This window comes from Streptomyces sp. CA-251247 (assembly GCF_050952975.1).
Lineage (GTDB): Bacteria > Actinomycetota > Actinomycetes > Streptomycetales > Streptomycetaceae > Streptomyces > Streptomyces achmelvichensis.
Map to the genome: position 1 here is coordinate 715,065 of NZ_CP191861.1, position 24,650 is coordinate 739,714.

A 24,650-nucleotide genomic window follows, 5' to 3' on the forward strand; every position below is an offset into this window, starting at 1 on the left:
GAGGCACGTTGCTCTTCCGCACCCGCCTGAGACGCCTCGGACTCGCCGGTGTCGCGCTCGTGACCGCGGCGGCCGCGCTGCCGTCGGCCGCCGTCGCCGATTCCGGTGACCGTCACGACCGGCATCCCTCCGGCGGCGGTCTCTCCGCCGTCGTCCGCTACACCGAGCACGGCATTCCGCACATCGTGGCCAAGGACTACGCGGATCTCGGCTTCGGCACCGGCTGGGCGCAGGCCGCCGACCAGGTGTGCGTCCTCGCGGACGGTTTCGTGACGGTGCGCGGTGAGCGCTCCCGCCACTTCGGCCCCGACGCGGCCCCGGACGGCTCACTGTCGTCCGCGACGAAGAACCTCTCCAGCGACCTCTACTTCGCCGGTGTGCGGGACGCCCGCACGGTGGAGAAGCTGCTCGCCACCCCGGCACCCGCAGGCCCCGGCCGTCAGGTCAAGGAGCTGATGCGCGGCTGGGCGGCCGGCTACAACGCCTGGCTGAAGCAGAACCGCATCACCGACCCGGCCTGCCGCGGCGCCGACTGGGTACGGCCCGTCAGCACGCTGGACGTGGCCAGGCGCGGCTTCGCCGTCTCGGTGCTCGGCGGGCAGGGCCGTGGCATCGAGGGCATCACCGCGGCCCGGCCGCCGGGCGCGGCACCGGTCGCCGCCCCCGATGCCGCAGCGACGGCGAAGGCAGCACGCGACCTCTTCTCCCCCGACGGCGCCACCATGGGCTCCAACGCCGTCGCCTTCAGCGGCGCCACGACCGCGAACAGGCGGGGCCTGCTGCTGGGCAATCCGCACTACCCCTGGCAGGGCGGACGCCGCTTCTGGCAGTCTCAGCAGACCATCCCCGGCGAGCTGAACGTCTCCGGCGCCTCCCTGCTCGGCACGGCCGTCGTCAACATCGGCTTCAACGACAAGGTGGCCTGGAGCCACACCGTCGCGACCGGCGTCACGCTCAATCTGCACCAGCTCGCCCTGGACCCGGCCGATCCCACGACGTACCTGGTGGACGGCAGTCCGGAGCGGATGCGGAAGCGGACGGTGACCGTCCAGGTCAAGGGCAAAGAGCCCGTGACGCGTACGCAGTGGTGGACGCGGTACGGACCGGTCGTCACCTCGCTCGGTCCGTCACTGCCGCTGCCGTGGTCGGCGACGACCGCGTACGCGCTGAACGACCCCAACGCCGCAAATCTGCGGGCGTCCGACACCGCGCTCGCGTTCGGCAAGGCCCGCTCGACCGACGACATGGTCCGTGCCCTGCGGCGCACGCAGGGGCTGCCCTGGATCAACACCATCGCCGCCGACGCCCAGGGACACTCGCTGTTCACCCAGTCCCAGGTGCTGCCCCGGATCACGGACGACCTCGCACAGCGCTGTTCCACCCCGCTGGGCAAGGTCACCTACCCGGCCTCGGGTGTGGCCGTGCTCGACGGTTCACGGACAGACTGCGCGATCGGCTCGGACAAGGACGCGGTGCAGCCCGGCATCTTCGGACCGTCGACGATGCCGACGCTTCGGGACGCCCCGTACGCGGAGAACTCCAACGACAGCGCCTGGCTCGCCAACGCCGACCGTCCGCTGACCGGCTACGAACGGGTCTTCGGGAACCTCGCGACGCCGCGTTCGCTGCGCACCCGTGGCGCGATCCAGGACGTGGCGGCGATGGCCGACCGGCGTGGGCTGACCGTGGCCGACCTCCAGCGGCAGCAGTTCGCCAACCGGGTGCCCGCGGCCGATCTGGCGGTCGCCGATGCCGCGCGGGCCTGCCCCGCTGTACTGCCGGGCGACACCGCGGCGTGCGCGGCGCTCGCGGCATGGGACCGCCGGGCCGACACGACCAGCCGGGGCGCTCTGCTGTTCGACCGCTTCTGGCGCGCGTTCGCCACGCTGCCGCTCGCCGAACAGTGGAAGGTGCCGTTCTCCGCGGCCGATCCGGTGAACACGCCGAACACGCTCAACACCGCCTCCCCCGGCTTCGCCAAGGCGCTGACAGGTGCCGTGGCCGAGCTGCGGGCCGCGGGCATCCCGCTCGACGCCCCGCTCGGTGCCCACCAGTTCGTCATGCGCAACGGCAAGCGCATCCCGGTCCACGGCGGCACGGAGGCGCTGGGCGTGTGGAACAAGGTCGAGCCGGTGTGGAACGCGGCCGGCGGCGGCTACACGGAGGTCTCGACGGGGTCCAGCCACATCCAGGCGGTCGGCTGGGACGGCGGCCGCTGTCCGGTGGCCCGCACCCTGCTGACGTACTCCCAGTCGTCGAATCCGGCGTCGCCGCACTACAGCGACCAGACCGTGCTGTTCTCGGGCGAGCGGTGGGTGACGTCCCGGTTCTGCGAGAAGGACATCCTGCGCTCGCCGCAGCTGAGGATCGTGAGGGTGCGCGAGCGTCAGGTCGTGTCCCCGGAGACAACCGCTGAACGCATCACGGGCTGAAGGAGAGGAAGACGAACGCGGCGAACAGCGCCAGATGGACGCCGCCCTGGAGCAGAGTGGCTCGTCCGGGCACCACGGTCAGCGCGCTCACCACCGCGGTGAGCACGAGGAGCACCATATGGGTCGCGTCCTCACCGAGGACCAGGGGCCCGGACAGCCAGATCGAAGCGAGCGCGATGGCCGGAATGGTCAGACCGATGCTGGCGATGGCGGATCCGTAGGCGAGGTTGAGGCTGGTCTGCAGCCGGTTCCGGCGCGCGGCGCGGACCGCGGCGAGAGTCTCGGGCGCCAGCACCATGAGGGCGATGACGACGCCGACGACCGCCGTGGGCAGTCCGGCCGACTCCACGGCGCCCTCGATGGTCGGCGAGACGAGCTTGGCGTTTCCGACGACGGCGACGAGCGCCACCACCAGCAGGCCCAGGCTCGCCGTCGTCTCTCTGTCGGTGGGCAGGGGCGCGTGCTCGTCGGCGGCGGGCTCCTGGCCGTCGCGTTCCACGGGCAGGAAGTAGTCGCGGTGCCGCACGGTCTGGACGGCGACGAAGATGCCGTACAGACAGATCGAGGCGACGGCGGCGAAGGTCAGCTGCGCCCCGGTGAACTCCGGGCCCGGCTGACTCGTGGTGAACGTGGGCAGCACCAGGGTCATCGTCGCGAGGGTGCAGACGGTCGCGAGGGCGCCGCCGGAGCCCTCGGCGTTGAAGACGACGACACGGTTGCGCAGGGCTCCGACCAGCACACACAGTCCGACGATGCCGTTGCAGGTGATCATGACAGCGGCGAAGACGGTGTCCCTGGCGTACGTCGACGCCTTGTCCCCGCCGCCCGCCATGAGGGTGACGATCAGTCCCACCTCGATGACGGTGACGGCCACGGCGAGCACCAGGGAGCCGAAGGGTTCGCCGACACGGTGCGCGACGACCTCGGCGTGGTGCACGGCGGCGAGGACGGCGCCCACCAGACAGAGCCCGACGAGGGCGACGACGAACCCGGGCAGCTCGCGGCCCCAGGCCAGCACGAGCGCGACCACGGCGATGACCGGCACCCAGGTGGTCCACTGAGCCGCGAGCGGTGCGGTGCCGGTCTTCATGACGGCCACGCTGCCAGGGGCACGGGCGGGACGCGCGAGGTGCTCCGCCAACGGGGTCCCGGCGCGGCTCCCGGGCGATTCCCTCTCGTACGGGTCCCGTACGGGGCCACGGGCCGACCGGGTACCCCGTCGAGCGGGCATCAGGCGGAGCGCCGATGCCGGGCGGCAGCGCTCGCGGGAACGCCCGGAAGCCCTGCCCGCCGCCCACCCACCCCGGTGCGTCACATGGCGCGTTCGCGGCCCTCCCAGTACGGCTCACGCAGCCTGCGCTTGTAGAGCTTGCCGTTCGGGTCCCGCGGCATGACCTCGATGAAGTCCACCGTCTTCGGGCGCTTGTATGCGGCGAGGTGCTGCTCGCAGTGGTCGAGGATGTCGGCGGCGAGTGCGTCGCCGGCCTCGTGCCCGTCGGCGGGTTCGACGACGGCCTTGACCTCTTCGCCCCAGTCGGCGTGCGGTATCCCGAAGGCCGCCGCGTCGGCGACCGCCGGATGGGTGAGCAGAGCGGATTCGATCTCGGCCGGGTAGATGTTGACGCCGCCCGAGATGATCATGTCGATCTTGCGGTCACGGAGGAAGAGGTAACCGTCCTCGTCGAGAAGGCCGAGGTCGCCGACGGTGAAGAAGTCGCCGATCCGGTTCTTCCGCGTCTTGGCCTCGTCCTTGTGGTAGCTGAAGCCGCCGGTGGACATCTTCATGTAGACGGTGCCCAGTTCACCGGGCGCCAGGCGGTTGCCGTCGTCGTCGAAGACGGCGAGTTCACTGATGGGCCAGGCCTTGCCGACGGTGCCGGGTTTCTTCAGCCAGTCCTCGGCGGTGGCGAAGGCGCCGCCTCCCTCGCTCGCCGCGTAGTACTCCTCCACGCAGGTCCCCCACCAGTCGATCATCGCCCGCTTCACATGGTCGGGGCAGGGGGCCGCACCGTGGATCGCGTGCCGCATCGACGACACGTCGTACCGCGCCTTGACGTCGTCGGGCAGGGCGAGCAGCCGGTGGAACTGCGTCGGCACCATGTGCGTGTGCGTACACCGGTGTTGGTCGATCAGCCGCAGCATCTCCTCCGGCGTCCACTTGTCCATCAGGACCAGCGGATGCCCGATGTGCAGGGCCGCGCCCGCGAACTGGAGCACGGCCGTGTGGTACAGCGGGGAGCAGACCAGGTGGACGTTGCCGTCGAAGGGCTTGATGCCGAAGATGCCGAGAAACCCGCCGAGATAGGTCTCCTCGGGGGGCTTCCCGGACAGCGGCCGGCGGATGCCGCGCGGCCGTCCGGTGGTGCCGGAGGTGTAGTTCATCACCCAGCCGAGCGTGCGTCCCTCGGGTACGGACTCCGGTTGTCCGTCGAGGAGTTCGGCGTACGGACGGAAGCCGTCGACGGAGCCGACCGAGTACCGGTGACTCGCGGGCAGTTTCGCCTCGTCGGCCGCCGCCGTCGCCGCGTCGCCGAACCGCTCGTGCGCGATGAGGACCTTGGCGCCGGAGTCGGCGACGATCCAGGCGATCTCGGGGCCGACGAGGTGATGGTTGACGGGGACGAGATACAACCCGGCCTGGGATGCCGCGAGGTAGGCGGTGAGGAGTTCGACGCCGTTGGGGAGCACGACGGCGAAAGCATCACCGCGCTCGAGGCCCGCGGCACGCAGCCCGTGGACGAGCCGGTTGACGACGCCGTGCAGTCGCCCTGCGGTCCAGGTCGTACCGTCGGGCGCGGTCAGGATCGTGCGGCCGGGGTCGGCTGCCGCCTGGGCCCAGAAACCGTTGGGCATCACTGACTCCTTCCGGCAATGCGGTTGATGCGGTCCACGGCCCGTTCGAAACCGCGGGTCAGATCGTCGAAGACGGTCTGCACAGCACGCTCGGACGTCATCCGTCCGACGATCTGACCGACCGGTGTGCCCAGCAGCGGCACCACCTCGTGCTTCTGGATACGGGAGACCGCCTCGGCGACGAGCAGGCCCTGGAGCGGCATCGGGAGGGTGCCGGGTCCGTCCGGGCCGTCCCAGGCGTCGGTCCATTCGGTCCGCAGCTGGCGCGCGGGCTTGCCGGTCAGGGCACGCGAGCGCACGGTGTCGCCGGAGCCCGCGGCGAGGAGTTTGGCGGTCAGTGCGCGGGAGTGGAGGTCGGCCTCGGTGGTGGTGAGCCACAGCGAGCCGAGCCAGGCCCCCTGTGCGCCGAGCGCGAGTGCCGCGGCGATCTGTTCACCGCTGCCGATGCCGCCGGCGGCGAGTACGGGCAGCGGGTCGACGGCGTCGACCACGTCGGGAGTGAGCACCATGGAGGCGATCTCGCCGGTGTGCCCGCCCGCCTCGTAGCCCTGGGCGACCACGATGTCGATGCCCGCCTCGGCGTGCCGCTCGGCGTGGTGTGCGCTGCCGGCCAGTGCGGCGACCAGGACATCCTGGTCGTGGGCGCGGTTCACGACGTCGCCCGGCGGGGAACCGAGGGCGTTGGCGAGCAGCCTGATCGGGTACTGGAAGGCGACGTCGAGCTGGGTGCGGGCGACTTCTTCCATCCATCCGGTGATGCGCCACCCCGCCGCCTCGCCCTCGGCGAGTTGGGGCACCCCGTGTTTGGCCAGGGTGTCGCGGACGAACTGCCGGTGCCCCTCCGGGATCATCGCCTCGACATCGGCCTCGGTGACGCCCTCGACCTTCTTCGCGGGCATGACGACGTCGAGTCCGTACGGCTTGCCGTCGCTGTGCTCCTGCATCCAGTCGAGATCGCGTCTGAGGTCGTCGGGGGCGGTGTAGCGGACGGCTCCGAGGACGCCGAAGCCGCCGGCCCTGGTGATGGCGGCGGCCACCGCGGGGAACGGCGTGAAGCCGAAGATGGCGTGTTCGATCCCCAGTCTCTTGCTCAGCTCCGTCTCCATGGGCGGCAGGATGCCGCAGCCGGACGGACGAGGGAAGAGATTTTCTGATGCTGTGTCAGATTCTTTGAGGTGGTTGACACCGCCCGGGGCCCGCAAGAAAGTTTCACTGCTGATCGTGATCCCGAAAGATACTTTCAGGAGAGGGTAGGTTCCGGATGACACAGGGCGCGGAGGGCAGAGGGATCAGCCGACGGAGACTGGGCAGCGGAGTGCTGGCCCTGGGCGGAGCGCTCGCGCTGGGGCCGATCCCGTTCGCCGACGCGGCAGCCGCCGTGGGCGGTGGACCGTCCGGCGAAGACGGAAGTCCGGCCGGCGGACGTCCGACCCTGCGGCGCGGCAGCCCGGAGCAGGCCGGACTGATCCCCCGCCACCTGGAACAACTCGTCACCGACGCGGAGACGTTCCTCGGCCCGTCACCGAAGCACCCCTGGTACGCGGGAGCGGTACTGCTCGCCGGGCGCGGTGGCACCGTGGCGCTGCACCGTCCGATCGGCAAGGCGGTGCGCTACGCGGCGTACGACGAGAAGACCGACACCGGAGTGGAGTTCCCGCCCGAGCGGCAGATCCCCATGGCCGAGGACACGGTCTTCGATCTGGCGTCCGTGTCCAAGCTGTTCACCTCCCTGCTCGCCGTGCAGCAGATCGAGCGCGGCACGCTGCGGCTGGAGGCGGCGGTCGCCACGTATCTGCCGGACTTCGGAGCCGGGGGGAAGCAGGACATCACCGTCCGCCAGCTGCTCACCCACACCTCGGGGCTGCGCGCCTGGATCCCGCTCTACAAGGAGCCCACCCGTGAGGGCAAGCTCCGGCTGCTGTGGAACGAGGTCCCGGTCACGCCGCCGGGCACCGCCTACCTCTACTCCGATCTCAATCTGATCTCCCTCCAGCTGATCCTGGAGAAGATCACCGGTCGCGCACTGGATGTCCTGCTCCGGGACGAGATCACCGCTCCGCTCGGGATGCACCGCACGCGTTTCAATCCGCCCGCCTCCTGGCGGCCCAAGATCGCCGCCACCGAGGATGCCCGGCTGCCCTGGTCGGGCCTGGACCGCGGACTCGTGTGGGGAGAGGTGCACGACGAGAACGCCTTCGGCTTCGGCGGCGTCGCCGGTCACGCCGGCGTCTTCTCCTGCGCCTGGGACCTCGCGGTCCTGGCCCGGACGCTCCTCAACGGCGGTGTCTACGGACGGTCCCGCATCCTGCGCCCGTCCTCCGTCGAGTTGATGTTCACCGACTTCAACACCGCCTTCCCGGGCGACGAGCACGGCCTCGGGTTCGAGCTCTACCAGCACTGGTACATGGGAGCCATGGCCACCCCGCGCACCGCCGGGCACACCGGATTCACGGGCACCAGTCTGGTCTTCGACCCCGGCTCCGACTCCTTCCTGATCGTGCTCGGCAACTCCGTCCATCCGGTGCGCAGTTGGCGCAGCGGCAGCGCGCCGCGGGCCGCCGCGGCCAACCATCTCGCCCGTGCCGTCGCCGTACGCCCCGACCACGGCCGCAGAGCCTGGTTCGCGGGCATGGCCGCCGCCTCGTCCGCCACGCTCGCCCTGCCCGCGCTGGCGCTCTCGTCCGCGTCCGGTTCTCGGGCCGGGTCTGCCCGGCTCGGCTGCTCCCTGTGGTGGGACACCGAACCGGGCTCGGACGGCCTGTTCCTCGAAGCGTCGTCGGACGACGGCGCGAGCTGGCAGCCGGTGCCGTTCACGACCGCACGGGACGGCGCGACGCCCCAGGCGCATCCGGCGGGCAACGCGACCGGCTGGTCGGGCCGTCGCTGGCACCGGCTGACCGCGGACCTCGCCGCCTGGCGCGGCACCACCGTCCGGCTGCGCTGGCGATACGCGACCGACCAGCTCTATGTGGGCCGCGGCGTCTACGTGGACACGATCAAGGTCACGGACCGGGGCCGCACCGTCTTCGACGAACGCAGGCCCCGGGACTCCACCCGGATCGAGGCCACCGGCTGGACGATGTCCGCCGACTGACGGGACGTCACCGGCCCAGCACCGCCATCGCGGCGTTGTGGCCGGGCACTCCGCTGACGCCTCCGCCACGGACCGCGCCCGCGCCGCAGAGCAGGACGTTGGCGTGGGCCGTCTCGACGCCCCACCGCCCGGTCGACTCGGTGGCGTAGGGGAAGGACAGGTCGCGGTGGAAGATGTTCCCGCCGGGGAGCAGCAGTTCGCGGTCCAGGTCGAGCGGCGTCTTCGCCTCGATGCACGGCTCGCCGTTCTCGTCGAGCGCCAGACAGCCGGCGAGGGGCTCGTCGAGATACGTGTCGAGTTCGGCGATCGTGGCGGCGAGCAGCTCCGTGCGCGCGGCGTCGTTGTCGGCGGCGAACAGCCTGGCCGGCGTGTGCAGTCCGAACAGGGTCAGCGTCTGGTAGCCCTGCGCGGCGAGTTCGGGACCGAGGATGGAGGGGTCGGTCAGGGAGTGGCAGTAGATCTCCGACGGCGGCGCGCTGGGCAGCCTGCCCGAGGCCGCTTCCCGGTACGCGGTGGCCAGTTGGCCGTACCCCTCGGAGACATGGAACGTCCCGGAGAACGCGTCGCGCGGGTCGACGGAGCGGTCCTTCAGCCGCGGCAGCCTCCGCAGCAGCATGTTGACCTTGAGCTGCGCCCCCTCGGCCGGCTCGGGTGCCTCATCGCCGAGCAGCGCCGCCAGCTCCCGCGGTGAGGCGTTCACCAGCACATGCCCCGCGTCGACCGTTCCCTCGGCGTCGTGCGAGCGGTAGGTGACGGCGGCGCGCTCGCCGTCCGTCTCGATGCGCGTCGCCTCGTGCAGGGTCACGATCTTCGCGCCGGCGTCCCGGGCCGCCGCGGCCAGCGCGTCGGTCAGCGCGCCCATCCCGCCGACGGGCACGTCCCAGTCGCCTGTCCCGCCGCCGATCACGTGGTACAGGAAGCAGCGGTTCTGGGCGAGGCCCGGATCATGGGCGTCGGCGAACGTCCCGATCAGGGCGTCGGTGAGGACGACACCCCGGACGAGGTCGTCGCTGAAGCGCTTCTCGATCGCCTCACCGATGGGCTCCTCGAAGAGGATCCGCCAGGCGGTCTCGTCGTCGATCCGGGCCCGCAGCGCGTCCCGGGTCGGCAGGGGTTGCGTGAGGGTGGGGAAGACCCGCTCGGCGAGGCGGGCGGTCATGCCGTAGAAGTCCTCCCAGGCGGCGTATTCGCCGTCGCCGCCGGTGAGCGCGGCGAACGACTCCCTGGTCCGGCCTGCGCCGACGAGGAGCCCGCCGGTGCCCTTGGGGGTGTACGAGGAGACGGTGCGCTTGCGCACGGAGAAGCGCAGACCGAGGTCGCTCACGATCTTCTCCGGCAGCAGCGACACGAGGTAGGAGTAGCGCGAGAGCCGCGCGTCGACCCCGGCGAAGGGCCGCGTGGATACGGCCGCTCCCCCGGTGTTCCCCCGGCGCTCCAGTACCAGGACCGAGCGACCGGCGCGGGCGAGGTAGGCGGCGGCAACGAGGCCGTTGTGGCCTCCGCCGACGATCACGACGTCGTACGCAGTGTGTGCGGGCATGGGCGGACGATATCCCCTGATGGGGGTGGGGGGCCTGCCCTGTGGACACCTGGGCCGACTCGTTCGGATCAGGACGACAGTCGCTGACGGCCGTGGGTGCGCGCCCTGCGAACGCCTACCGCCCGTGCGTGCCCCGGCGTTCGCGGAGGGCGGCCACCGTGCGGTAGAGCTCCACCGCCTCCTCCTGGCGGCCGAGCTGCTCCAGGCAGTGCGCCTCGTCGTTCCGGCTGGCCAGGGCGTCGGGGTGGTCCGGGCCGAAGACGCTTTCGCGGGCCGTCGCGACGTGCCGGTGGGTGGTGAGTGCGTCCGTCCACCGGCCGAGCCAGCCCAGGCCGACGGCCACTTCACGCTGGCTGACCAGGGTGTCGGGGTGGTCGGCGCCGAGGACACGTTCGCGCAGCGCGCTGACCTCCTCGGCCTCCGCGAGCGCCTCTTCCCAGCGGGCGAGCCTTCCCAGGTTCACCCCGACACCGTGCCGGGCCCGCAGTGTTTCCGGGTCGGTGGGGCCCTGGATCCGGGTGCGGTCGGCGACGAGCGAGCGGTAGAGCTCCAGCGCCTCGGCGCTGTGGCCGAGCCGGCCGAGGCTGATGCCGACCTCGTAGCGGGCGGCGAGGGTGTCGGGATGGTCGGGGCCCAGCGCCCGGGAGCGCGCGGCCGCCACCTCGCGGTACGTCTGGAGCGCCTCCGACCAGCGGCCCAGGCGACCGAGCGCGTAGGCGACCTCGTACTGCGTGACCAGGGTGTCCGGGTGGTCGGCGCCGAGGACCCGGGCGCGGGCCGCCGCGACGTCGTGGGCCATCCGGAACGAGTCCTCCAGCCGTCCCAGCCTGCTGAGGTTGAAGGCGAGGTTGTGCCGGCAGCGCAGGGTGTCGGGATGGTCGGGGCCCATGGTGCGCTCGCGGGCGGCGAGCACGGAGGCGTAGACCTCGTGCGCCTCGAAGTGGCGCCCCAGCTGCCCGAGGACGTACGCCGTCTCCTGTCGCGCGGCCAGCGCCTCGGGATGATCCGCGCCCATGGTCCGCTCGCGCCCCTCGGCCACCCGGCCGAACTCACGCAGCGCGTCCGCGCCCCGCCCGGTCCTGCTGAGTGTGAAGGCGACCTCGTAGCGGCTGGTGAGGGTGTCCGGATGGTCGGGACCCAGCGCGTGTTCCCGCTCGGCGGCGACCGCGCGGTGCACCTCGCCCGCCTCCTCCCAGCGGCCGAGACGGCCGAGGCTCAGGCCCGCGCTGTGCCGGCCGGCCAGGACGGCGACCAGCTCGGGCGGCGGAGTGGGCCGCTCGCGTGCGGCGGACACCGGCAGCACCGGACCACCCCACGGGTCGGTGAGCGTGGTCCACTCCCCCGTCAGCCCGGCGGTGTGGTCGGGCAGCGAGGTCCGCATCACCGAGGTCGAGGTCGCCTTGTGTCCGGTGGTCATCCCGCGGGTCCAGGACGGCAGACGGGGTGCGGGCGCCGGCCCCTCGGCCGGACTCTGCGGCGGCGGGGAGAGCGCCACACCCGGGCGCGCCGCGGCGCCGATCCGGAGGGTGAGGTGCGTGGCGTCGGTGGGCCGGTCCTCGGGCGGTTTGGCCAGCAGGTCCAGCACGATCTCCTGGAAGGAGTCGGGGATCTCGGACCGGTGCGTACGCAGCGGCTCCGGTGTCGTGTCGCGGTGGCCGACCAGGACGGCCCACGCGTCGTCGTGGTCGAACGGCGGCACCCCGGTGGCGATCTCGTAGAGCACGCACCCGAGCGAGTACAGGTCGCTGCGGTGATCGACATGGCCGCCGCTGATCTGCTCGGGCGACATGTAGTGCGGCGTGCCCATGGCGATGCCCGTACCGGTGAGACGGGAGGTGAACCCGATGTCCTCGCCGAGCCGGGCGATACCGAAGTCGCAGATCTTCACCGCGCCGTCGGTGAGCCGCATGATGTTGGCGGGCTTCAGGTCGCGGTGGACGATGCCCTGCCCGTGCGTGTACGCGAGGGCGTCGGAGACCTGCTCGGCGATGTCGAGAACATCCCGTACGGGCAGCGGTCGCTGGCTGTTCTCCTCCAGCAACTGGCTGAGGTTACGGCCCTCCAGCAGCTCCATGACCAGGTAGAGCACGCCGTCGTACTCGCCGAAGTCGTGGACGACGGTGACCCCGCGGTGCTGGAGGGCGGCCGCGACCCGGGCCTCACGGCGGAAGCGTTCGCGCAGGACCGTGGCGAAGCCGGCGTCATGCTGCGGACCCATCGGCTTGAGGCACTTGACCGCGACGTGCCGTCCGAGCGCCTCGTCGACGGCTCGCCACACCTCGCCCATGCCGCCGCGCCCGATGCGTTCGAGCAGCCGGTAGCGGCCTTGGATCAGCCTGGTTTCCGCCATCGCGTGCTGTCGCCCCCGTTGCTCTGCTGCGCCCCACCCGGCCCGTTCAGTATGGCCTCCTGTCTGCGGAGTTTGTACGGGGCGGGGCGGGTGTCCGGTCCGAGACGGGCCATTGCTTTCAGGATGTGCCCCGGCGGGAGCTGCCAGCGGACACGGGAGGGGATGCAGCGCAACAGACGCCCGGTGGCGGCCAGCTGACGGGTGACGCGCTGCGGCGGGGGCGCCGGACGGCCGTACAGCTCGTGGGCGAACGGCGGCAGGGCGTTGTACGCGAGGTTCGCCACGCGCCTCCACAGAAGTTCCCGCGCCGGCACGAGCAGGGCGGGCGTCGGCGGACGCCGGAGGAAGTCGTCCACGTCCCGTGCGTCGGGCCCGGCCACGAGCAGCGGCCGGGTCGTACGGAAGTACTCGGTGAGCCGGGCGGTCGTGGCGGGTACGGCCTCGGGGTCGAGGCCGACGAGGCGTGCGCTCTCGCGGTGTTCCTCGATGTAGCGGTCGGCCTGGGCGTCGCTGAGGGGAAGGCCGGAGCGGCGGGCGACCTGGAGATAGGAGTCGATCTCGGCGCAGTGCACCCACAGCAGCAGGTCCGGTTCGTCGACGCCGTACCGCTCGCCGGTGGCCGGGTCCGTGGCCGTGAGCCGGGAGTGGATCCGCCGCACCCGGGCGCCCGCCTTCTCGGCCGCCTCGGTGGTGCCGTAGCTGATGGTGCCGACGAAGTCGGCGGTACGCAGGAGCCTGCCCCAGGCGTCCTTGCGGAAGTCGGAGTTCTCCATGACCCCGCGGACGGCGCGGGGATGCAGCGCCTGGAGATACAGGGCGCGGACGCCCGCCACCCACATCATCGGGTCGCCGTGCAGGTGCCAGGTGACGGAGTCGGGCCCGAACAGCCCCGGGTCGGCATCGCTCATGTGTGACCAGGATTTCTCGTGGGGACCATGCGGCGTTCACGACGTGCGCTTCTGTCCACGACGGTAGCGGCAGAGCGACCGGGATGAGGAGTACGTCGGCGGGTCGAACACCGATGCGGCACCACCCGTGATCTACATATGCTCGTCCGATGACCGGAGAAGAGATCACACAGGGGAACCACCAGGGCATGCTCGCGGGCCAGGTGGCGATGATCACGGGCGCGTCCAGCGGGATCGGCGCAGCCGCCGCGCATCTGTTCGCGCAGGAGGGGGCCGCCGTCGTACTGATGGCACGCCGTGCCGAGAAGCTGCGTGCCATCGCCGAGGAGATCACCGCCAAGGGCGGTCGCGCACTCGCCGTTCCCGGTGACGTGGCCGATTCCGGCGACGTCCGCCGGGTGGTGGAGGCGGCCGTCGAACAATTCGGCGGGCTCGACTGCGCCTTCAACAACGCCGGCTACGCCACCGTCGGGACACTGCTGCACGAGACCGATGACGAGATCTTCGACCGCACGATGGACGTCAACGTCCGGGGGGTGTGGAACTGCATGAAGCACCAGCTGCCGGTGATGCTGGCGTCGGGCAGGGGCGGCTCGGTCGTCAACACCAGCAGTACCGCGGGGCGTTACGCGACGGGGGCGTCCGTACCGTACGTGGCGGCCAAGCACGCGATCCTCGGGATCACACGCGCGGCGGCGGCCGAGTACGGCGCGCAGGGCATCCGCGTCAACGCCCTCGTGGTCGGCACCACACGCAGCGAGATGATCGATGAGGCCGTACGCCAATTCCCGCACCTGGAGCAGGCGTTCATCGCCCCGCAGATCCAGAAGCGCATGGCGGATCCGCGCGAGATAGCGGAGGCCGCGGTGTGGCTGTGCAGCGGGCGGGCGTCCTTCGTGACCGGGACGGCGATGCCGGTGGACGGGGGCATCTCGGCGCAGGCGAAGGCGGAATGACGTCCGGGTGACGTTGGGTGCGCGCCACGGCGTCTCGCGGGGCGGGGGCTTCGCGAGGGGCCGTGGGCGCGCCGTCTCGCGGGTGCCCGGCAGTCACGTCCTGTGACCCCGGCCCGTCAGGTCACCTGCTCTGTCACGCGTGACACGCTGCGGTGTGGCCGCGCAGTCGACCCTCCTGGATGATCGAGCCTGTTGGAGCGCTACTGCGTCTCGTCTGGGGGGAAGCGTGCGGGAGTCTCTTTCACGGTTCTGTCTCGTCCTGGCATGGATCGGCGGAGCCTGCTTCCTGATCGGCGCGGCGAGCGGTCTGGTCAGCCTGATGGTTGCGTCGCCCTCCTCCCCGTACACGGTGGAGTTCTCACGGCCCGAGGAGACCTGCGACAAGGACGCGGGAATCACGCTCAGCCGCGCCACCGGTGAGCGGCTCGCGTGCAGCAAACTGCCTCCGCATCCCAACGCGTCCGACGACACGGGCGAGTTCTCGCAGCAAGAGGTCACCGAAGTGACGGAGCTTTCCTCGTCACTCGCCCTCGACGGCGGACTGAATGCGTCCGACCAGCGCACCGTCGAGCGGAAGGTGAAGGCCATCAGCCGCGACAACGGCTACGAACAGCCCGAGTCCTCGCTCGAGCGCACGACGTCGGCCGTCGGCCGTTACGGCCTCGTCGGCGGCCTGGGCCTGATCGTCCTCGGCGTGGGCGGAGCCTTGGTGGGCCTGCGGGTGGGGACCGTGGAGACGGAACGGAACGGGGTACAGGCCGTGCCCGTCGAACTGGCCGTCCTCGCCATGGCGCGGCAAGCCGCTCCCGAGGTGATCGAGAGCGTGGCCCGCAGGTGCCTCGCCGAGAACCATGACGAGGGTGAGTTCGACGACCGGATCATGGCGTTCTACGAACAACTGCGGGCCCAGTACCCCGAGTTCCTCCCCTACAGCGACGATCCGAGGCCGCCCTGGCTCGCGGCTCCGCTCAGTGTGGGGACCGACCACGTGATCATCCTCATGAGTGGAGCGATGAGCGCGGTGCCCGCACTCCTGCGGATCCACGAGCTGGCGCAGGACCATGGGTTGAACGTCGTCGATGCAGCCGATCTGACGTCCGGCTCCCGACAGCCGGAAGAGCCGTCGACCGGCTGAGGCAGCATCGGGGCCTTCAGGGGGCACCAGCGCGGTCCGCCGCGACCACATCCACCCGGCCCGTGTGATGTGCGAGGGGCTCGTGCGGGTCGCCGTCCGCCGGCGTGTGGTCGGTGTGGACGGTCGCGGCGGTCAGCCGGGGTACCGCGTGGATCAGTGCGTGTTCCGCGGCGACGGCCAGCCGGTGAGCCTGGACGACGGTCAGGTGCGGGTCGACGACGATGTCGGCTTCCGCCCGCAGGGTGTGGCCGATCCATCGCATCCGCACCGGTCCGACGCCTCGCAGGCCGTCCACCGCGTGCAGCGCGGCCTCCGCGGTCTCGATGAGACGGGGATCGACGCTGTCCATCAGGCGCCGGTACACCTCGCGGGCAGCATCCTTGAGGACGAACAGGATCGCGGCGGTGATCAGCAGACCGATGACGGGGTCCGCCAGACGCAGGCCGAAGGCGGCACCGCCCGCGCCCAACAGCACGGCCAGTGAGGTGAATCCGTCGGTACGGGCGTGCAGACCGTCGGCGACCAGGGCGGCGGAGCCGATCCTCCGGCCGGTGCGGATGCGATAGCGGGCCACCCACTCGTTGCCGATGAACCCGACGACCGCGGCCGCCGCCACGGCCCACAGGTGGGTGATGTCGCGAGGGTGCAGCAGCCGGTCGACGGCCGCACAGGCGGCCAGTGCGGCGGAGGCGGCGATGGCCGCCACGATCAGGATGCCGGCGAGGTCTTCGGCCCGGCCGTAGCCGTACGGATAACGGCGGTTGGCCGCTCGCCGGCCGAGGACGAAGGCGATGCCGAGCGGGAGCGCGGTCAGCGCGTCGGTTGCGTTGTGGATCGTGTCACCGAGCAGGGCGACCGACCCGGACAGGGCGACGATCACCGCCTGGATGAGGGTGGTGGCGCCGAGGACGGCGAGGGAGAGCCACAGCGTGCGCATGCCCTCGCGGGAGGTCTCCATCGCTGTGTCGACCTTGTCCACCGACTCGTGGCTGTGCGGCCGGACCAGGTGAGCCAGCCGGTGCCGTACCCGGGCGGGGCGGGACGCACGTGGCTCATGTCGATGCCCGGCCTCGGCATGGCCGTGGTCGTGGTGTCCGTGGTGGTGCCGGTTCCCCTCCGTGGCGTCCATGCAGCCACCGTGGCACAGGAGCGGCATTGCGGCTACCGCCGTCATACGGCCTCTGACCAGCTGCGATGGACTCGCAACTACATCCCGGACGTGGGTGCTCGTCAGCCTCGGCAACGAGAGCGGTCGGCGTCGGCGGTCAGCGTGGCCGGTCCGTGATCACGCTTCGGGGTTGATCTTCGACGAGAGGAAGAACAGACCGAGGGCGGCCACCAGGAACACCGCCGCCAGCTCGCTGTCCCGCAGATACAGAACAACGGTCACGACCACGGAGGCGAGACCGAGCACCGCGGTGACACAGCCGGCCGCCTTCCGGGCGCCGGCGGGCGGCGCGGACAGCCGCACCAGGGCCGGGGCCTCGGGGTTCTGCCAGTACGGGAAGGGCCCGGGCCTGTACTTCCAGCCGTCCTCCCTGAGTTCCTGGACCCCCGGGTGCCGGCGCGCGTGGCGCAGACGGCGAGGTGCAAGGCGCTGCCAGGGCAACCATGCCTGCCGGGTGGCGATCCAGGCCAGTGCGGGGAAACAGGCCACCACTGCCCACACCGCCGAGAGGACCCTGCCGGACGAGGTACTCGGCAGGATGCCCAGGAGCCTGTCCAGTTGCCCACTGGCGGAATACGCGATCACCGCGGCGACGGCGAGCACCATCGTCGCCTGCTCGATCCGGTGGCCATCACGGCAGCGTGCGCAGCGCGGTACACGGATGCCGGTCCTGTGCCATCTGGTGCGGACACCCAGGGTCCAGGTCGGACTGCTGTCGACGTCCCGGTGCATCCCGATGACACGATCGTGCTGCGGTGCCGTCGCTTCACTCCCGCAGAACCAGCACTCTCGTGCCATGAGCATCCCCTGTAACCGCGCCGCTTACGACGGACCGGATCGACCCTAGCCGTCGGCAGGTGACCGTGGGAGTCCATCCGTCCCGAATGCGCGGAGAGCGAGGGCGGAGACCGAAGGGGGAGCGTCGTCCGTCGAGGCACCGCGCAGCGCCCCCTCTGTCCCGCTGCCCGTCGGCCGGCGCCCGCAGCCGCCGGTTCAGCTCGTTCCCGGCCTCGTCGTACCCGGCGTCGGAGATCCGTGGCAGCTCGCGCAGGTCACCGGCGGCGGCCGCGCGCCGCGTGAGCAGGAACCCGGCCCGCCTGGATCCCTCGTCCAGCGGCAGCGACTCGACACGCTCATTCGCCGACAACTGGACGCGTGACGCGGCGCTTCGGCCTCAGCCGGAGCGGCCGGCCATGCCGGGGGCGCGGCGGATCGGGGACGACGGGCGCCGATCCGCCTGCGCGCGCTGACCGCGATGCTGTGTCTACGGGTGCAGCACCACCTTGGTGTAGCCCTCGACCCGCTGGTCGAACTTCTCGTACGCCGAAGGTGCCTGGTCCAGGGGCAGTTCGTGGGAGACGACGAAGCTGGGCTCCGCCCTGCCCTCGATGATCATGTCGCGCAGGAACCGGTTGTAGCGCTTCACGTTGCACTGTCCCGTACCCATCCGCAGCCCCTTCTCGAAGAGCCTGCCGACCGACACGAGGAGCATGCCCTTCTTGGCCTCCTCGTCCGGGCCTCCGGGGTCGGCCGGGACGTAGAGACCCGGGACTCCCAGTGCTCCGGTGGCCCGGACCGTGCCGACGAGAGAGTTCAGGACCGTCGCCGGTTCCTCGCGGTCCGTGCCCTGTGCCGTCGCCTGGTAGCCGACGGCGTCGACGCCCTTGTCCGTGCCGACACCTCCGGTCTGGTCCTTGATCTGCTCGACCGGGTCGCCCTCGGCGAAGTTGATCGGAACCGCGCCTATCTCCTCGGCCTTCGCCAGGCGTTCGGCGACCCGGTCCACGACGAACACCTTCTTCGCGCCGCGCAGCATGGCCGAATAGGCGGCCATGAGCCCGACCGGACCGCCGCCGTACACAGCGACACTTTCGCCGGGACGGACCTGGGCGAGTTCGCAGCCGTGGTAGCCGGTGGGGAAGATGTCGGCGAGCAGAATGAAGTCGCGCTCGTGCTCCTCACCCGGCGGCAATTTCAGGCAGTTGAAGTCGGCGTAGGGGACGCGGAGGTATTCCGCCTGGCCGCCCGTCCACGGGCCCATGGCGACGTATCCGTAAGCGCCGCCCGCGAAACCGGGATTGACGGTCAGACAGTAACCGGTGTATCCCTCGACGCAGTTGGTGCAGAACCCGCAGGCGACATTGAAGGGCATGACCACGCGGTCGCCCTCCTCGAGAGAGGTGACGCCCGCACCGCAGTCCTCGATGATCCCCATGTTCTCGTGGCCGAAGACGATGCCGGGCTCGGCAGCGGTACGGCCCTCGTACATGTGCAGATCGGAGCCGCATATGGCGGTGGAGGTGATCCTGACGATCACATCGTTGGGATGCTGAATACTGGGCTTTTCAACATCTTCGACCGCTACGCTGAACGGTCCCTGGTAAACGACTGCCTTCATGGCTGCCACCTCGCTTCGACCGATTCTCGGTTTCCCCCCGATTTCCCCACGTGACCTATTTCTCATGATTCTCCGGACTGCTCGATCGGACAAGCCGGTAGCCTCGGCGTACCCGATCGGATTTCTGCCGAGATATTGAGATGGAGGGCCCAAGGTGTCAGCACAGCGACTCGGAACCCTGCTCGTCCCCGTACCCGGGCTCTCCGGCACCGTGTACCCGCCCGGAACGACCGTGACTGTCCGCGGTCGCGGCGCGACAGTCGATGCCTTTGTCGACGGCGACTGGCTTCCCATGTCGTGGTGGGAATTCTCCGACGGACTGCGCGAGGACATCGCGGACCGCTGATCCCGCCGGCGCGGCCTATGGCTCCGCACGGCTCGTCTCGTGCACCGACCACACGATGGGATCGGTCATCCCGACCCTGTCCTTCCACGCGATCGACAAGAACGATCAGGTTCTGCCGCACGTCAAGGTCAGCACCGTGTTCGGCGGCGACCGTGGAACGCTGGTCGCTTCGCAGGGAGACGGGTGCGACATCCTTCGGTTCTCGGGACCCGGGCAGCCTGACGTGGCGGATGTCGAGGTGACCGGAGCCGCGGCCGCCGCCGTCGCACTCAACTCCCGCGGACCGGCGGTGAGCATCAAGGCCCACCCCTCGCAGTAGCCGCGTCGGCGTCGCCCGCCACGTCGACCTGAGCCGAGCTCTCCGCTGTCGCGCCCCGTTCACTCCCGCCGAACCGGTCGGCCCGTCGCCGAAGACCTGTCATCGCGCCGCCGCGTCGAGATCCTCACCGGACCGACCCGAGACCTGCCTCCGGGGCACCCGCCTCCTCGGCCCGGCCTCCGCCCGCAAGGGAGAGCCGATCAAGGGGGCAAGGCTGCTTGATCATCCGTTCCCGTGGCTTGTTAGGGTCGACCTTTGACGTGTCCGGGACGTCCTGCGGACTTCCCGAGTGGAACGTCGATCTGTTGCTTGTTCGCACGGGGGAAGGAAACCACGAGATGGCCTGGGACGAATGGGAGCGGCTGAAGGCCGGCGCCGACAGCGGTGGCTCGTCACGAATGCAACTCAACGGGGTGCCGAGCGGCAAGGGCGGCGACGGGCAGCAGGGCGACCTCAAGGTCGATCAGCAGGACCTGGCTGCGGTGGGCGACAGCGCGTTCAAGCTGTTCACAGACCTCGGTCGCTACGGCCGTGACGCCTGGTCCAGCAGTCAGACCGCCGCCAAGGACCTCAAAACACAGGAGTTCGAGCTCGGAGGCGCCCTGGACACCGTCCAGGAGCGGTGGGAGAAGTCGCTGACCACCCTGCTCGACGCCTGCGCCCACATCTCCAACCACATGGACTTCACGAAGAAGGCTCACGCGGGCGACGAGTCCTACATCGCGTCGATCGTCAGCAGCATCGCCACCCTCGACAAGGGTTTTGACGAGGGAACAAAGCGCTGATGGACCTCGAAGCACTCCGCCACGCCAACTTCTCGCTGTTGAACACCGCGATCAGCGACTGGGGCAAGGTCGTCAAGAGCCTGACCACCCTGGAGAAGCAGGCGCGCGACGACATGAAGGCCAAGGCCGACAAGGCCAACTGGGCCGGCGTCAATGCCACCGTCTCGCGCGAGTTCATCTCCAAGACGGCCGGTGAGTTCTCGGACGCTCTCACCCAGGGGACGTCCATCCACAACATCCTCAAGGACACGTACGACGAGCTCGTCGGGTACCGGGACAAGCTCAAGCAGGCCCTCGACGACGGTTTCGACAAGGACAAGCTCTCGGTCTACGGCGAGCAGGGCGGCGGCTTCCGCGTCGTCGCGGCCATCCACCCCGAACCTCCTGGCACCAAGGAGAAGGCCGAGGCCCTGAAGAACAGGATCCAGGAACTCCTCGGGCAGGCCACGACGAGCGACTCCACCGCGGCCCGTGCCCTGAAGGCGATAGCCGAGCAGGCCGACTACGGCTTCTCCGGCGTCAAGCATGCCGACCGCGACTCCGCCGCCGACGCGCTGCAAAAGGCCGACGCCATGGCGATGCTGGCGAAGGACGCCAAGAAGATGTCACCCCAGGAGCTCGCCGAGTTCCAGCGGACGATGGCCAAGTACAAGGACGACGAGCTCTTCGCCGCCCAGTTCGCCGCCAAGCTGGGTGGCAAGGAGACCTTGCAGTTCTGGAACGACCTCGCCGAGATCCACGCGGGCGCGAAGGGCGAGGAGCTCAAGCAGCTCCAGAGCATCCAGAAGGACCTGAGCATGACGCTCGCCACGGCCACGCTGTCCGACGCGGACGGCATGCAGGAGTGGAAGAAGAAGGTCCTCGACGAGGCGACCACAGCCTTCCGCTCCAACCCCTCGGACCCGCTGAGGCCGAACGGTGCCATGGGTTACCAGGTCATGAGCAGCCTGATGCACCACGGCAAGTACGACGCCGAGTTCCTCGACGCGTACGGCAAGAAGCTCCTGAAGATGGACATGGCGCCGGCCGGCCAGACCGGCATGGGCACCAACGACCTCTGGAAGACCGGAAACGTCACGGACCTCGTCTTCGGCGACGACGACGGCCGCGACCCGATGGTCGGCTTCATGAAGGCCCTGTCGCACAACCCCGAGGCCGCACTGGAGACCTTCGACGACAAGAAGACCTTCGAGCACGTGGTGGAGAGCATGCGGTACACCGACCGCGACGGTGCGGTGGCGCACGCCCTCGAGGCGGCGGTGACGGGCTACGGGGACGGCGAGAAGGCGACCGACATCAGGCCGCACAGCAAGGAACAGGTAGCGCTGATGAAGGAGGTCATGCACTCGGTCGCACAGCCGGAGACCGGCGCCAAGCTGGTGAACAAGGCCACGGGTGAGAGCTTCGGCGACATGGCGGCCGCCTACATGCCGGAGATCAACCGGTCGATCGCCGGCCAGGGAGCCGAGTCGATCTTCTGGAGCAACAGCCAGGATCCCGGTGGACTCGACAAACTCGATACCACACGGTTCCTGTACGAGACCGCCAGGGATCCCATGGGCCGCGCCGCGATCATCGTCGGGGAGAGCGTCTATACGGCCAGCTCCCTGGAGGCGCACATCGCCCAGCCGGAGCTGTTCGACGGCAAGACGGAGGACGCGGTCAAGACCATTTCCAAGAACGCCGGCATCATCGAGGGCATCGTCGGCCACTCGGTCGCGGACGCCAAGATCGCCGGCGACTTGGAGGCCGAGAAGGACGCGAACACCGCCCTCAAGACGAAGGGCGATGTCGTCAAGTCCTTCCTGTCCGCCGGTGTCGGCGTGGGTACCGTCGCCCTGGTGGGAACAGCGCCGGCAGTGGCCGCGACGGGTGCCGCGGTCAGCGGCTTCTTCGGCGGAATCGCCGGTATGTCCGTCGACCGCCTCATGGACGCACAGCAGATCGACGGAGCGCTGGACCAGGCCCTTTACGACAGTGGAGGGAAGCTGAACGACTCCCTGGAATCGGCCAACGTGCAGACGCAGCAGAGCGCCGTCGACGCCATCGAGGAGCACGGTTCCAAGGAATTGACAGAAGATGCCACGCGGAACATGATCCGCCAGGCACTTCAGGAGGGCTGGAATGACAGCGACACCATGCTGGAGGACTCCCACGCCCGGCCGGCAGCGTAACTTCTGAGTGGATGTGGGAAGCCTCATGCAGACAAGTCGCAAGAAGAACGTCGCCATCGCAGGGATAGGCTGCCTGCTGGCGGTCGCGGCGGTGTTCGGGTACCTGGAGATCTTCACCAAAGGTATCGACCGGCTGCCGGACCGGCCGTGCGACGGCGCGGTGGACCGGGAGACGGCAGCGCGTGCCCTGCCCTCGGCGCGTTCGGCCGAGGAGCGGGGGAGGCTGAACAGTTCGGACGGCAACTTCTTCTTCGGCTGTTACGTACGCACCAGCGGTGGCTCCGTCATCTCGGGAGAGGTGCAGTCCCGTGACTCAGCTCCCGGCGAGTGGCGTGACTACTACGCGGAGCAGGGGTACGTCGTGGACCCGGTCGAGGTGTCGTCCGGCGACATCAGAGCCGTGGTGCACCCGGACCGCGCGTACGTGTATGTCCCCTGCACCCCGCCCGGCAAGAAGCGAGGCGAGGCGCGGGAAGCCTATGCGCTGACCGTCGACGCCCGCACCATCGGGGAGACCCGCGTCCACGGGGACGAGTTGCGGCAGGCCCTCGCCGACTTCGCCTACCAGCTCGCTCGCCACACGTACAAGGCCGTCGACTGCCAGGAGTCGCGGACCTTCCCGAAGGAACTGCCCCGGCTCCCGGCGGCCTGAGGGACACGAGAGGCCCGGCCCGCTTCCGCGCGGTCCGGGCCTCGGCAGTACCTCGCCCGGCAGTGGTCGACGGCGACCCCGCACAGGTCGTGGGACTGCGGCACCGGGCGGTCTGACATGTCGTACGAATCCGCCGACCCCCCGCATGCGAGGCCGGCAACCCGTTCCGTCAGCCGATACCGTTCGCCACCCGCCCCCTCGCCATGCGCCGGGCGACGAGTGACGCACGGATCTCTCCGGCGCGTACGGCCGTGTTCGACAGCAGCGTCGACGTGATGCCGTGCGTGTGCTCCGTGCCGCCCTGGAGGTAGATGTCGGAGGCGACGCCCGGCAGTGTGGCGACCCGGTGGTCCCTGCCCACCAAGAGGGCGTCCTCGTCGTCGCGCATGCAGAGCTTGCTGATGTCCCCCAACCGCTCGCCGATGTCGCGCGGTTGATAGCCCGTCGCGTGGACGAGCAGGTCGGCCGTGAGCACGTCCCGGTCGCCGGTCGGCAGGTACTCCACCGTGATGTCGAGCCGGTCGTCGCTCGTCTCGACCTCCCGGATGCGGGAGACGTTGAGCATCCGCAGCCGCTCGCGGCCCTGGACCTTCTCCTGGTACATCGTTCTGGACAGGGCCTCGATGAGATCCATGTCCACGACGGAGTAGTTGGTCCCGCGGTGGTAGTCGAAGAGCGCCTGCTTCACGTCCCGCGGCGCCTGGTAGTAGATGTCGACCGCCTCGGGGTCGAAGATCCGGTTGGCGAACGGGCTGTCGTCGGCCGGGGTGTAGCCGTACTTGGCGAAGACGGAGCAGATCTCGGCGGCCGGGAAGCTGCGGTGAAGGTAGTCGACCGCCTCGGCGGCGCTCTGTCCGGCGCCGAGGACCACGGCCCGGCGTACGGGGGTTCCCTCGCCGACGAGTTGGGCCACACGCGGCATCAACTCGCTGTTGTGCCAGACGCGGTCGGACAGCACGGTCCCCGGCGGAAGGTGAGGTTCCATGCCGGTCGCGATGACCAGATTGCGCGCCCTGCGCACGATCGGCTGCTGCGGGTCCGCCGGGTTGCGGCCGGTGACCTCGAACCAGCGGACCTCGCCGTCCTCGGTCACGGGCTTCACCGAGACGACCTCCGTCGCGTACTCCACCAGGCCGGAGACGCGGGCGGCGGCCCACTCGAAGTAGTCGTGGAACTCGATGCGGAGCGGGAAGAGCGTCTTCTGGTTGAGGAAGTCGACCAACCGCTCCCGCTCCCGCAGGTAGCACAGGAAGCTGAAGTCACTGGTGGGGTCACGCATCGTCACCAGGTCCTTGAGGAACGACACCTGCATCGTGGCGTCGTCGATGAGCATGCCCCGGTGCCAGCCGAACCGGGGCTGCTTCTCGAGGAACGTCGCCTCGAGCCTGTCCTCTTCGGAAACTTGTGCGTTGTACTCCTGGATCGCTATCGCGAGAGCAAGATTCGACGGACCGAACCCAATGCCCAGAACGTCGTGGATGGTGCCCGGCCCACTCTGCAGTGTGTTCACCGCGTCATCGCCTCCCTAAGCACGCACATG

19 protein-coding genes are annotated in these 24,650 nt (G+C 70.1%); 9 read left to right on the forward strand and 10 right to left on the reverse strand.

The window, feature by feature from the left end; all coding sequences use genetic code 11:
* Nucleotides 1-8: 8 nt before the first annotated feature.
* Nucleotides 9-2,432 (forward strand): penicillin acylase family protein, encoded by a 2,424-nt coding sequence (locus tag ACQPWZ_RS03110; RefSeq protein ID WP_433570537.1) that lies wholly within the window; start codon nucleotides 9-11, stop codon nucleotides 2,430-2,432.
* On the opposite strand, the gene ACQPWZ_RS03115 is transcribed toward ACQPWZ_RS03110, so the two are convergent.
* From ACQPWZ_RS03115 to ACQPWZ_RS03125, 3 genes are all read right to left on the reverse strand, one after another.
* The gene (locus ACQPWZ_RS03115) at nucleotides 2,422-3,522 is read right to left on the reverse strand and encodes a calcium:proton antiporter (protein WP_433570538.1); all 1,101 of its coding nucleotides are present in this window, start codon (nucleotides 3,520-3,522) and stop codon (nucleotides 2,422-2,424) included. The two genes, ACQPWZ_RS03110 and ACQPWZ_RS03115, sit on opposite strands and share 11 nt — an antisense overlap.
* Nucleotides 3,523-3,743: 221 nt before the next feature.
* Nucleotides 3,744-5,285, reverse strand: a complete 1,542-nt coding sequence (locus tag ACQPWZ_RS03120; RefSeq protein ID WP_433570539.1) for an acyl-CoA synthetase — start codon at nucleotides 5,283-5,285, stop codon at nucleotides 3,744-3,746.
* On the reverse strand, nucleotides 5,285-6,391 hold the full coding sequence (locus tag ACQPWZ_RS03125; RefSeq protein WP_356703417.1) for a nitronate monooxygenase: 1,107 nt from the start codon (nucleotides 6,389-6,391) through the stop codon (nucleotides 5,285-5,287). The genes ACQPWZ_RS03120 and ACQPWZ_RS03125 overlap by 1 nt, the downstream gene beginning before the upstream one ends.
* Nucleotides 6,392-6,546: 155 nt before the next feature.
* On the opposite strand from ACQPWZ_RS03125, the gene ACQPWZ_RS03130 reads away from it, so the two are divergent.
* A complete protein-coding gene (locus tag ACQPWZ_RS03130) occupies nucleotides 6,547-8,379 on the forward strand; it encodes a serine hydrolase (RefSeq protein WP_433570540.1) in 1,833 nt (610 codons plus the stop codon).
* Nucleotides 8,380-8,386: 7 nt separating this feature from the next.
* Here the strand turns inward: ACQPWZ_RS03130 and ACQPWZ_RS03135 are convergent, their stop codons facing one another.
* From ACQPWZ_RS03135 to ACQPWZ_RS03145, 3 genes are all read right to left on the reverse strand, one after another.
* Entirely contained in the window at nucleotides 8,387-9,919 is a 1,533-nt protein-coding gene (locus ACQPWZ_RS03135; RefSeq protein ID WP_433570541.1) for a phytoene desaturase family protein, read from the reverse strand.
* Nucleotides 9,920-10,034: 115 nt separating this feature from the next.
* A complete protein-coding gene (locus ACQPWZ_RS03140) occupies nucleotides 10,035-12,269 on the reverse strand; it encodes a tetratricopeptide repeat protein (protein WP_433570542.1) in 2,235 nt (744 codons plus the stop codon).
* The gene (locus ACQPWZ_RS03145) at nucleotides 12,251-13,177 is read right to left on the reverse strand and encodes an oxygenase MpaB family protein (RefSeq protein ID WP_433570543.1); all 927 of its coding nucleotides are present in this window, start codon (nucleotides 13,175-13,177) and stop codon (nucleotides 12,251-12,253) included. Before ACQPWZ_RS03145 ends, ACQPWZ_RS03140 begins: the two co-directional genes overlap by 19 nt.
* 149 nt (nucleotides 13,178-13,326) lie before the next feature.
* On the opposite strand from ACQPWZ_RS03145, the gene ACQPWZ_RS03150 reads away from it, so the two are divergent.
* Both ACQPWZ_RS03150 and ACQPWZ_RS03155 read left to right on the forward strand, forming a co-directional pair.
* Nucleotides 13,327-14,133, forward strand: coding sequence for an SDR family NAD(P)-dependent oxidoreductase (locus ACQPWZ_RS03150; RefSeq protein WP_340471582.1), 807 nt, complete (start codon nucleotides 13,327-13,329; stop codon nucleotides 14,131-14,133).
* 226 nt (nucleotides 14,134-14,359) lie between these two features.
* Nucleotides 14,360-15,268 carry a hypothetical protein gene (locus ACQPWZ_RS03155; protein WP_433570544.1) on the forward strand — a complete coding sequence of 303 codons (909 nt, stop codon included), beginning with the start codon at nucleotides 14,360-14,362 and terminating at the stop codon, nucleotides 15,266-15,268.
* A 16-nt stretch (nucleotides 15,269-15,284) separates the two neighbouring features.
* Here ACQPWZ_RS03155 and ACQPWZ_RS03160 read toward each other — a convergent pair whose 3' ends face one another.
* The 3 genes from ACQPWZ_RS03160 to ACQPWZ_RS03170 all read right to left on the reverse strand — a co-directional run bounded on the left by ACQPWZ_RS03160 (nucleotide 15,285) and on the right by ACQPWZ_RS03170 (nucleotide 18,834).
* Complete coding sequence (locus ACQPWZ_RS03160) at nucleotides 15,285-16,397, reverse strand: cation diffusion facilitator family transporter (RefSeq protein WP_433570545.1); 1,113 nt, start codon at nucleotides 16,395-16,397, stop codon at nucleotides 15,285-15,287.
* 156 nt (nucleotides 16,398-16,553) lie between these two features.
* Nucleotides 16,554-17,234, reverse strand: coding sequence for a hypothetical protein (locus tag ACQPWZ_RS03165; protein WP_433570546.1), 681 nt, complete (start codon nucleotides 17,232-17,234; stop codon nucleotides 16,554-16,556).
* A 466-nt stretch (nucleotides 17,235-17,700) separates the two neighbouring features.
* Entirely contained in the window at nucleotides 17,701-18,834 is a 1,134-nt protein-coding gene (locus ACQPWZ_RS03170; protein ID WP_340471586.1) for a glutathione-independent formaldehyde dehydrogenase, read from the reverse strand.
* A 154-nt stretch (nucleotides 18,835-18,988) separates the two neighbouring features.
* On the opposite strand from ACQPWZ_RS03170, the gene ACQPWZ_RS03175 reads away from it, so the two are divergent.
* The 5 genes from ACQPWZ_RS03175 to ACQPWZ_RS03195 all read left to right on the forward strand — a co-directional run bounded on the left by ACQPWZ_RS03175 (nucleotide 18,989) and on the right by ACQPWZ_RS03195 (nucleotide 23,110).
* Complete coding sequence (locus tag ACQPWZ_RS03175; protein ID WP_313948028.1) at nucleotides 18,989-19,180, forward strand: hypothetical protein; 192 nt, start codon at nucleotides 18,989-18,991, stop codon at nucleotides 19,178-19,180.
* A gap of 55 nt (nucleotides 19,181-19,235) precedes the next feature.
* The gene (locus ACQPWZ_RS03180) at nucleotides 19,236-19,499 is read left to right on the forward strand and encodes a hypothetical protein (protein ID WP_433570547.1); all 264 of its coding nucleotides are present in this window, start codon (nucleotides 19,236-19,238) and stop codon (nucleotides 19,497-19,499) included.
* A 338-nt stretch (nucleotides 19,500-19,837) separates the two neighbouring features.
* Entirely contained in the window at nucleotides 19,838-20,284 is a 447-nt protein-coding gene (locus ACQPWZ_RS03185; protein ID WP_340471587.1) for a hypothetical protein, read from the forward strand.
* On the forward strand, nucleotides 20,284-22,458 hold the full coding sequence (locus ACQPWZ_RS03190; protein ID WP_433570548.1) for a hypothetical protein: 2,175 nt from the start codon (nucleotides 20,284-20,286) through the stop codon (nucleotides 22,456-22,458). Before ACQPWZ_RS03185 ends, ACQPWZ_RS03190 begins: the two co-directional genes overlap by 1 nt.
* Before the next feature lie 25 nt (nucleotides 22,459-22,483).
* Nucleotides 22,484-23,110, forward strand: coding sequence for a hypothetical protein (locus tag ACQPWZ_RS03195; protein ID WP_433570549.1), 627 nt, complete (start codon nucleotides 22,484-22,486; stop codon nucleotides 23,108-23,110).
* Nucleotides 23,111-23,279: 169 nt separating this feature from the next.
* Here ACQPWZ_RS03195 and ACQPWZ_RS03200 read toward each other — a convergent pair whose 3' ends face one another.
* Nucleotides 23,280-24,620 (reverse strand): lysine N(6)-hydroxylase/L-ornithine N(5)-oxygenase family protein, encoded by a 1,341-nt coding sequence (locus ACQPWZ_RS03200; RefSeq protein WP_433570550.1) that lies wholly within the window; start codon nucleotides 24,618-24,620, stop codon nucleotides 23,280-23,282.
* Between the last annotated feature and the right edge of the window lie 30 nt (nucleotides 24,621-24,650).

What these genes read in the sequence shown, in the direction of transcription:
- ACQPWZ_RS03180 (WP_433570547.1), top strand. Translation starts at nt 19,236, where the DNA reads ATGGGATCGGTCATCCCGACCCTGTCCTTCCACGCGATCGACAAGAAC.
- ACQPWZ_RS03145 (WP_433570543.1), bottom strand. Translation starts at nt 13,177, where the DNA reads ATGAGCGATGCCGACCCGGGGCTGTTCGGGCCCGACTCCGTCACCTGG.
- ACQPWZ_RS03165 (WP_433570546.1), bottom strand. Translation starts at nt 17,234, where the DNA reads ATGGCACGAGAGTGCTGGTTCTGCGGGAGTGAAGCGACGGCACCGCAG.
- ACQPWZ_RS03140 (WP_433570542.1), bottom strand. Translation starts at nt 12,269, where the DNA reads ATGGCGGAAACCAGGCTGATCCAAGGCCGCTACCGGCTGCTCGAACGC.
- ACQPWZ_RS03125 (WP_356703417.1), bottom strand. Translation starts at nt 6,391, where the DNA reads ATGGAGACGGAGCTGAGCAAGAGACTGGGGATCGAACACGCCATCTTC.
- ACQPWZ_RS03150 (WP_340471582.1), top strand. Translation starts at nt 13,327, where the DNA reads ATGACCGGAGAAGAGATCACACAGGGGAACCACCAGGGCATGCTCGCG.
- ACQPWZ_RS03135 (WP_433570541.1), bottom strand. Translation starts at nt 9,919, where the DNA reads ATGCCCGCACACACTGCGTACGACGTCGTGATCGTCGGCGGAGGCCAC.
- ACQPWZ_RS03185 (WP_340471587.1), top strand. Translation starts at nt 19,838, where the DNA reads ATGGCCTGGGACGAATGGGAGCGGCTGAAGGCCGGCGCCGACAGCGGT.
- ACQPWZ_RS03190 (WP_433570548.1), top strand. Translation starts at nt 20,284, where the DNA reads ATGGACCTCGAAGCACTCCGCCACGCCAACTTCTCGCTGTTGAACACC.
- ACQPWZ_RS03170 (WP_340471586.1), bottom strand. Translation starts at nt 18,834, where the DNA reads ATGAAGGCAGTCGTTTACCAGGGACCGTTCAGCGTAGCGGTCGAAGAT.
- ACQPWZ_RS03195 (WP_433570549.1), top strand. Translation starts at nt 22,484, where the DNA reads ATGCAGACAAGTCGCAAGAAGAACGTCGCCATCGCAGGGATAGGCTGC.
- ACQPWZ_RS03160 (WP_433570545.1), bottom strand. Translation starts at nt 16,397, where the DNA reads ATGGACGCCACGGAGGGGAACCGGCACCACCACGGACACCACGACCAC.
- ACQPWZ_RS03120 (WP_433570539.1), bottom strand. Translation starts at nt 5,285, where the DNA reads ATGCCCAACGGTTTCTGGGCCCAGGCGGCAGCCGACCCCGGCCGCACG.
- ACQPWZ_RS03115 (WP_433570538.1), bottom strand. Translation starts at nt 3,522, where the DNA reads ATGAAGACCGGCACCGCACCGCTCGCGGCTCAGTGGACCACCTGGGTG.
- ACQPWZ_RS03130 (WP_433570540.1), top strand. Translation starts at nt 6,547, where the DNA reads ATGACACAGGGCGCGGAGGGCAGAGGGATCAGCCGACGGAGACTGGGC.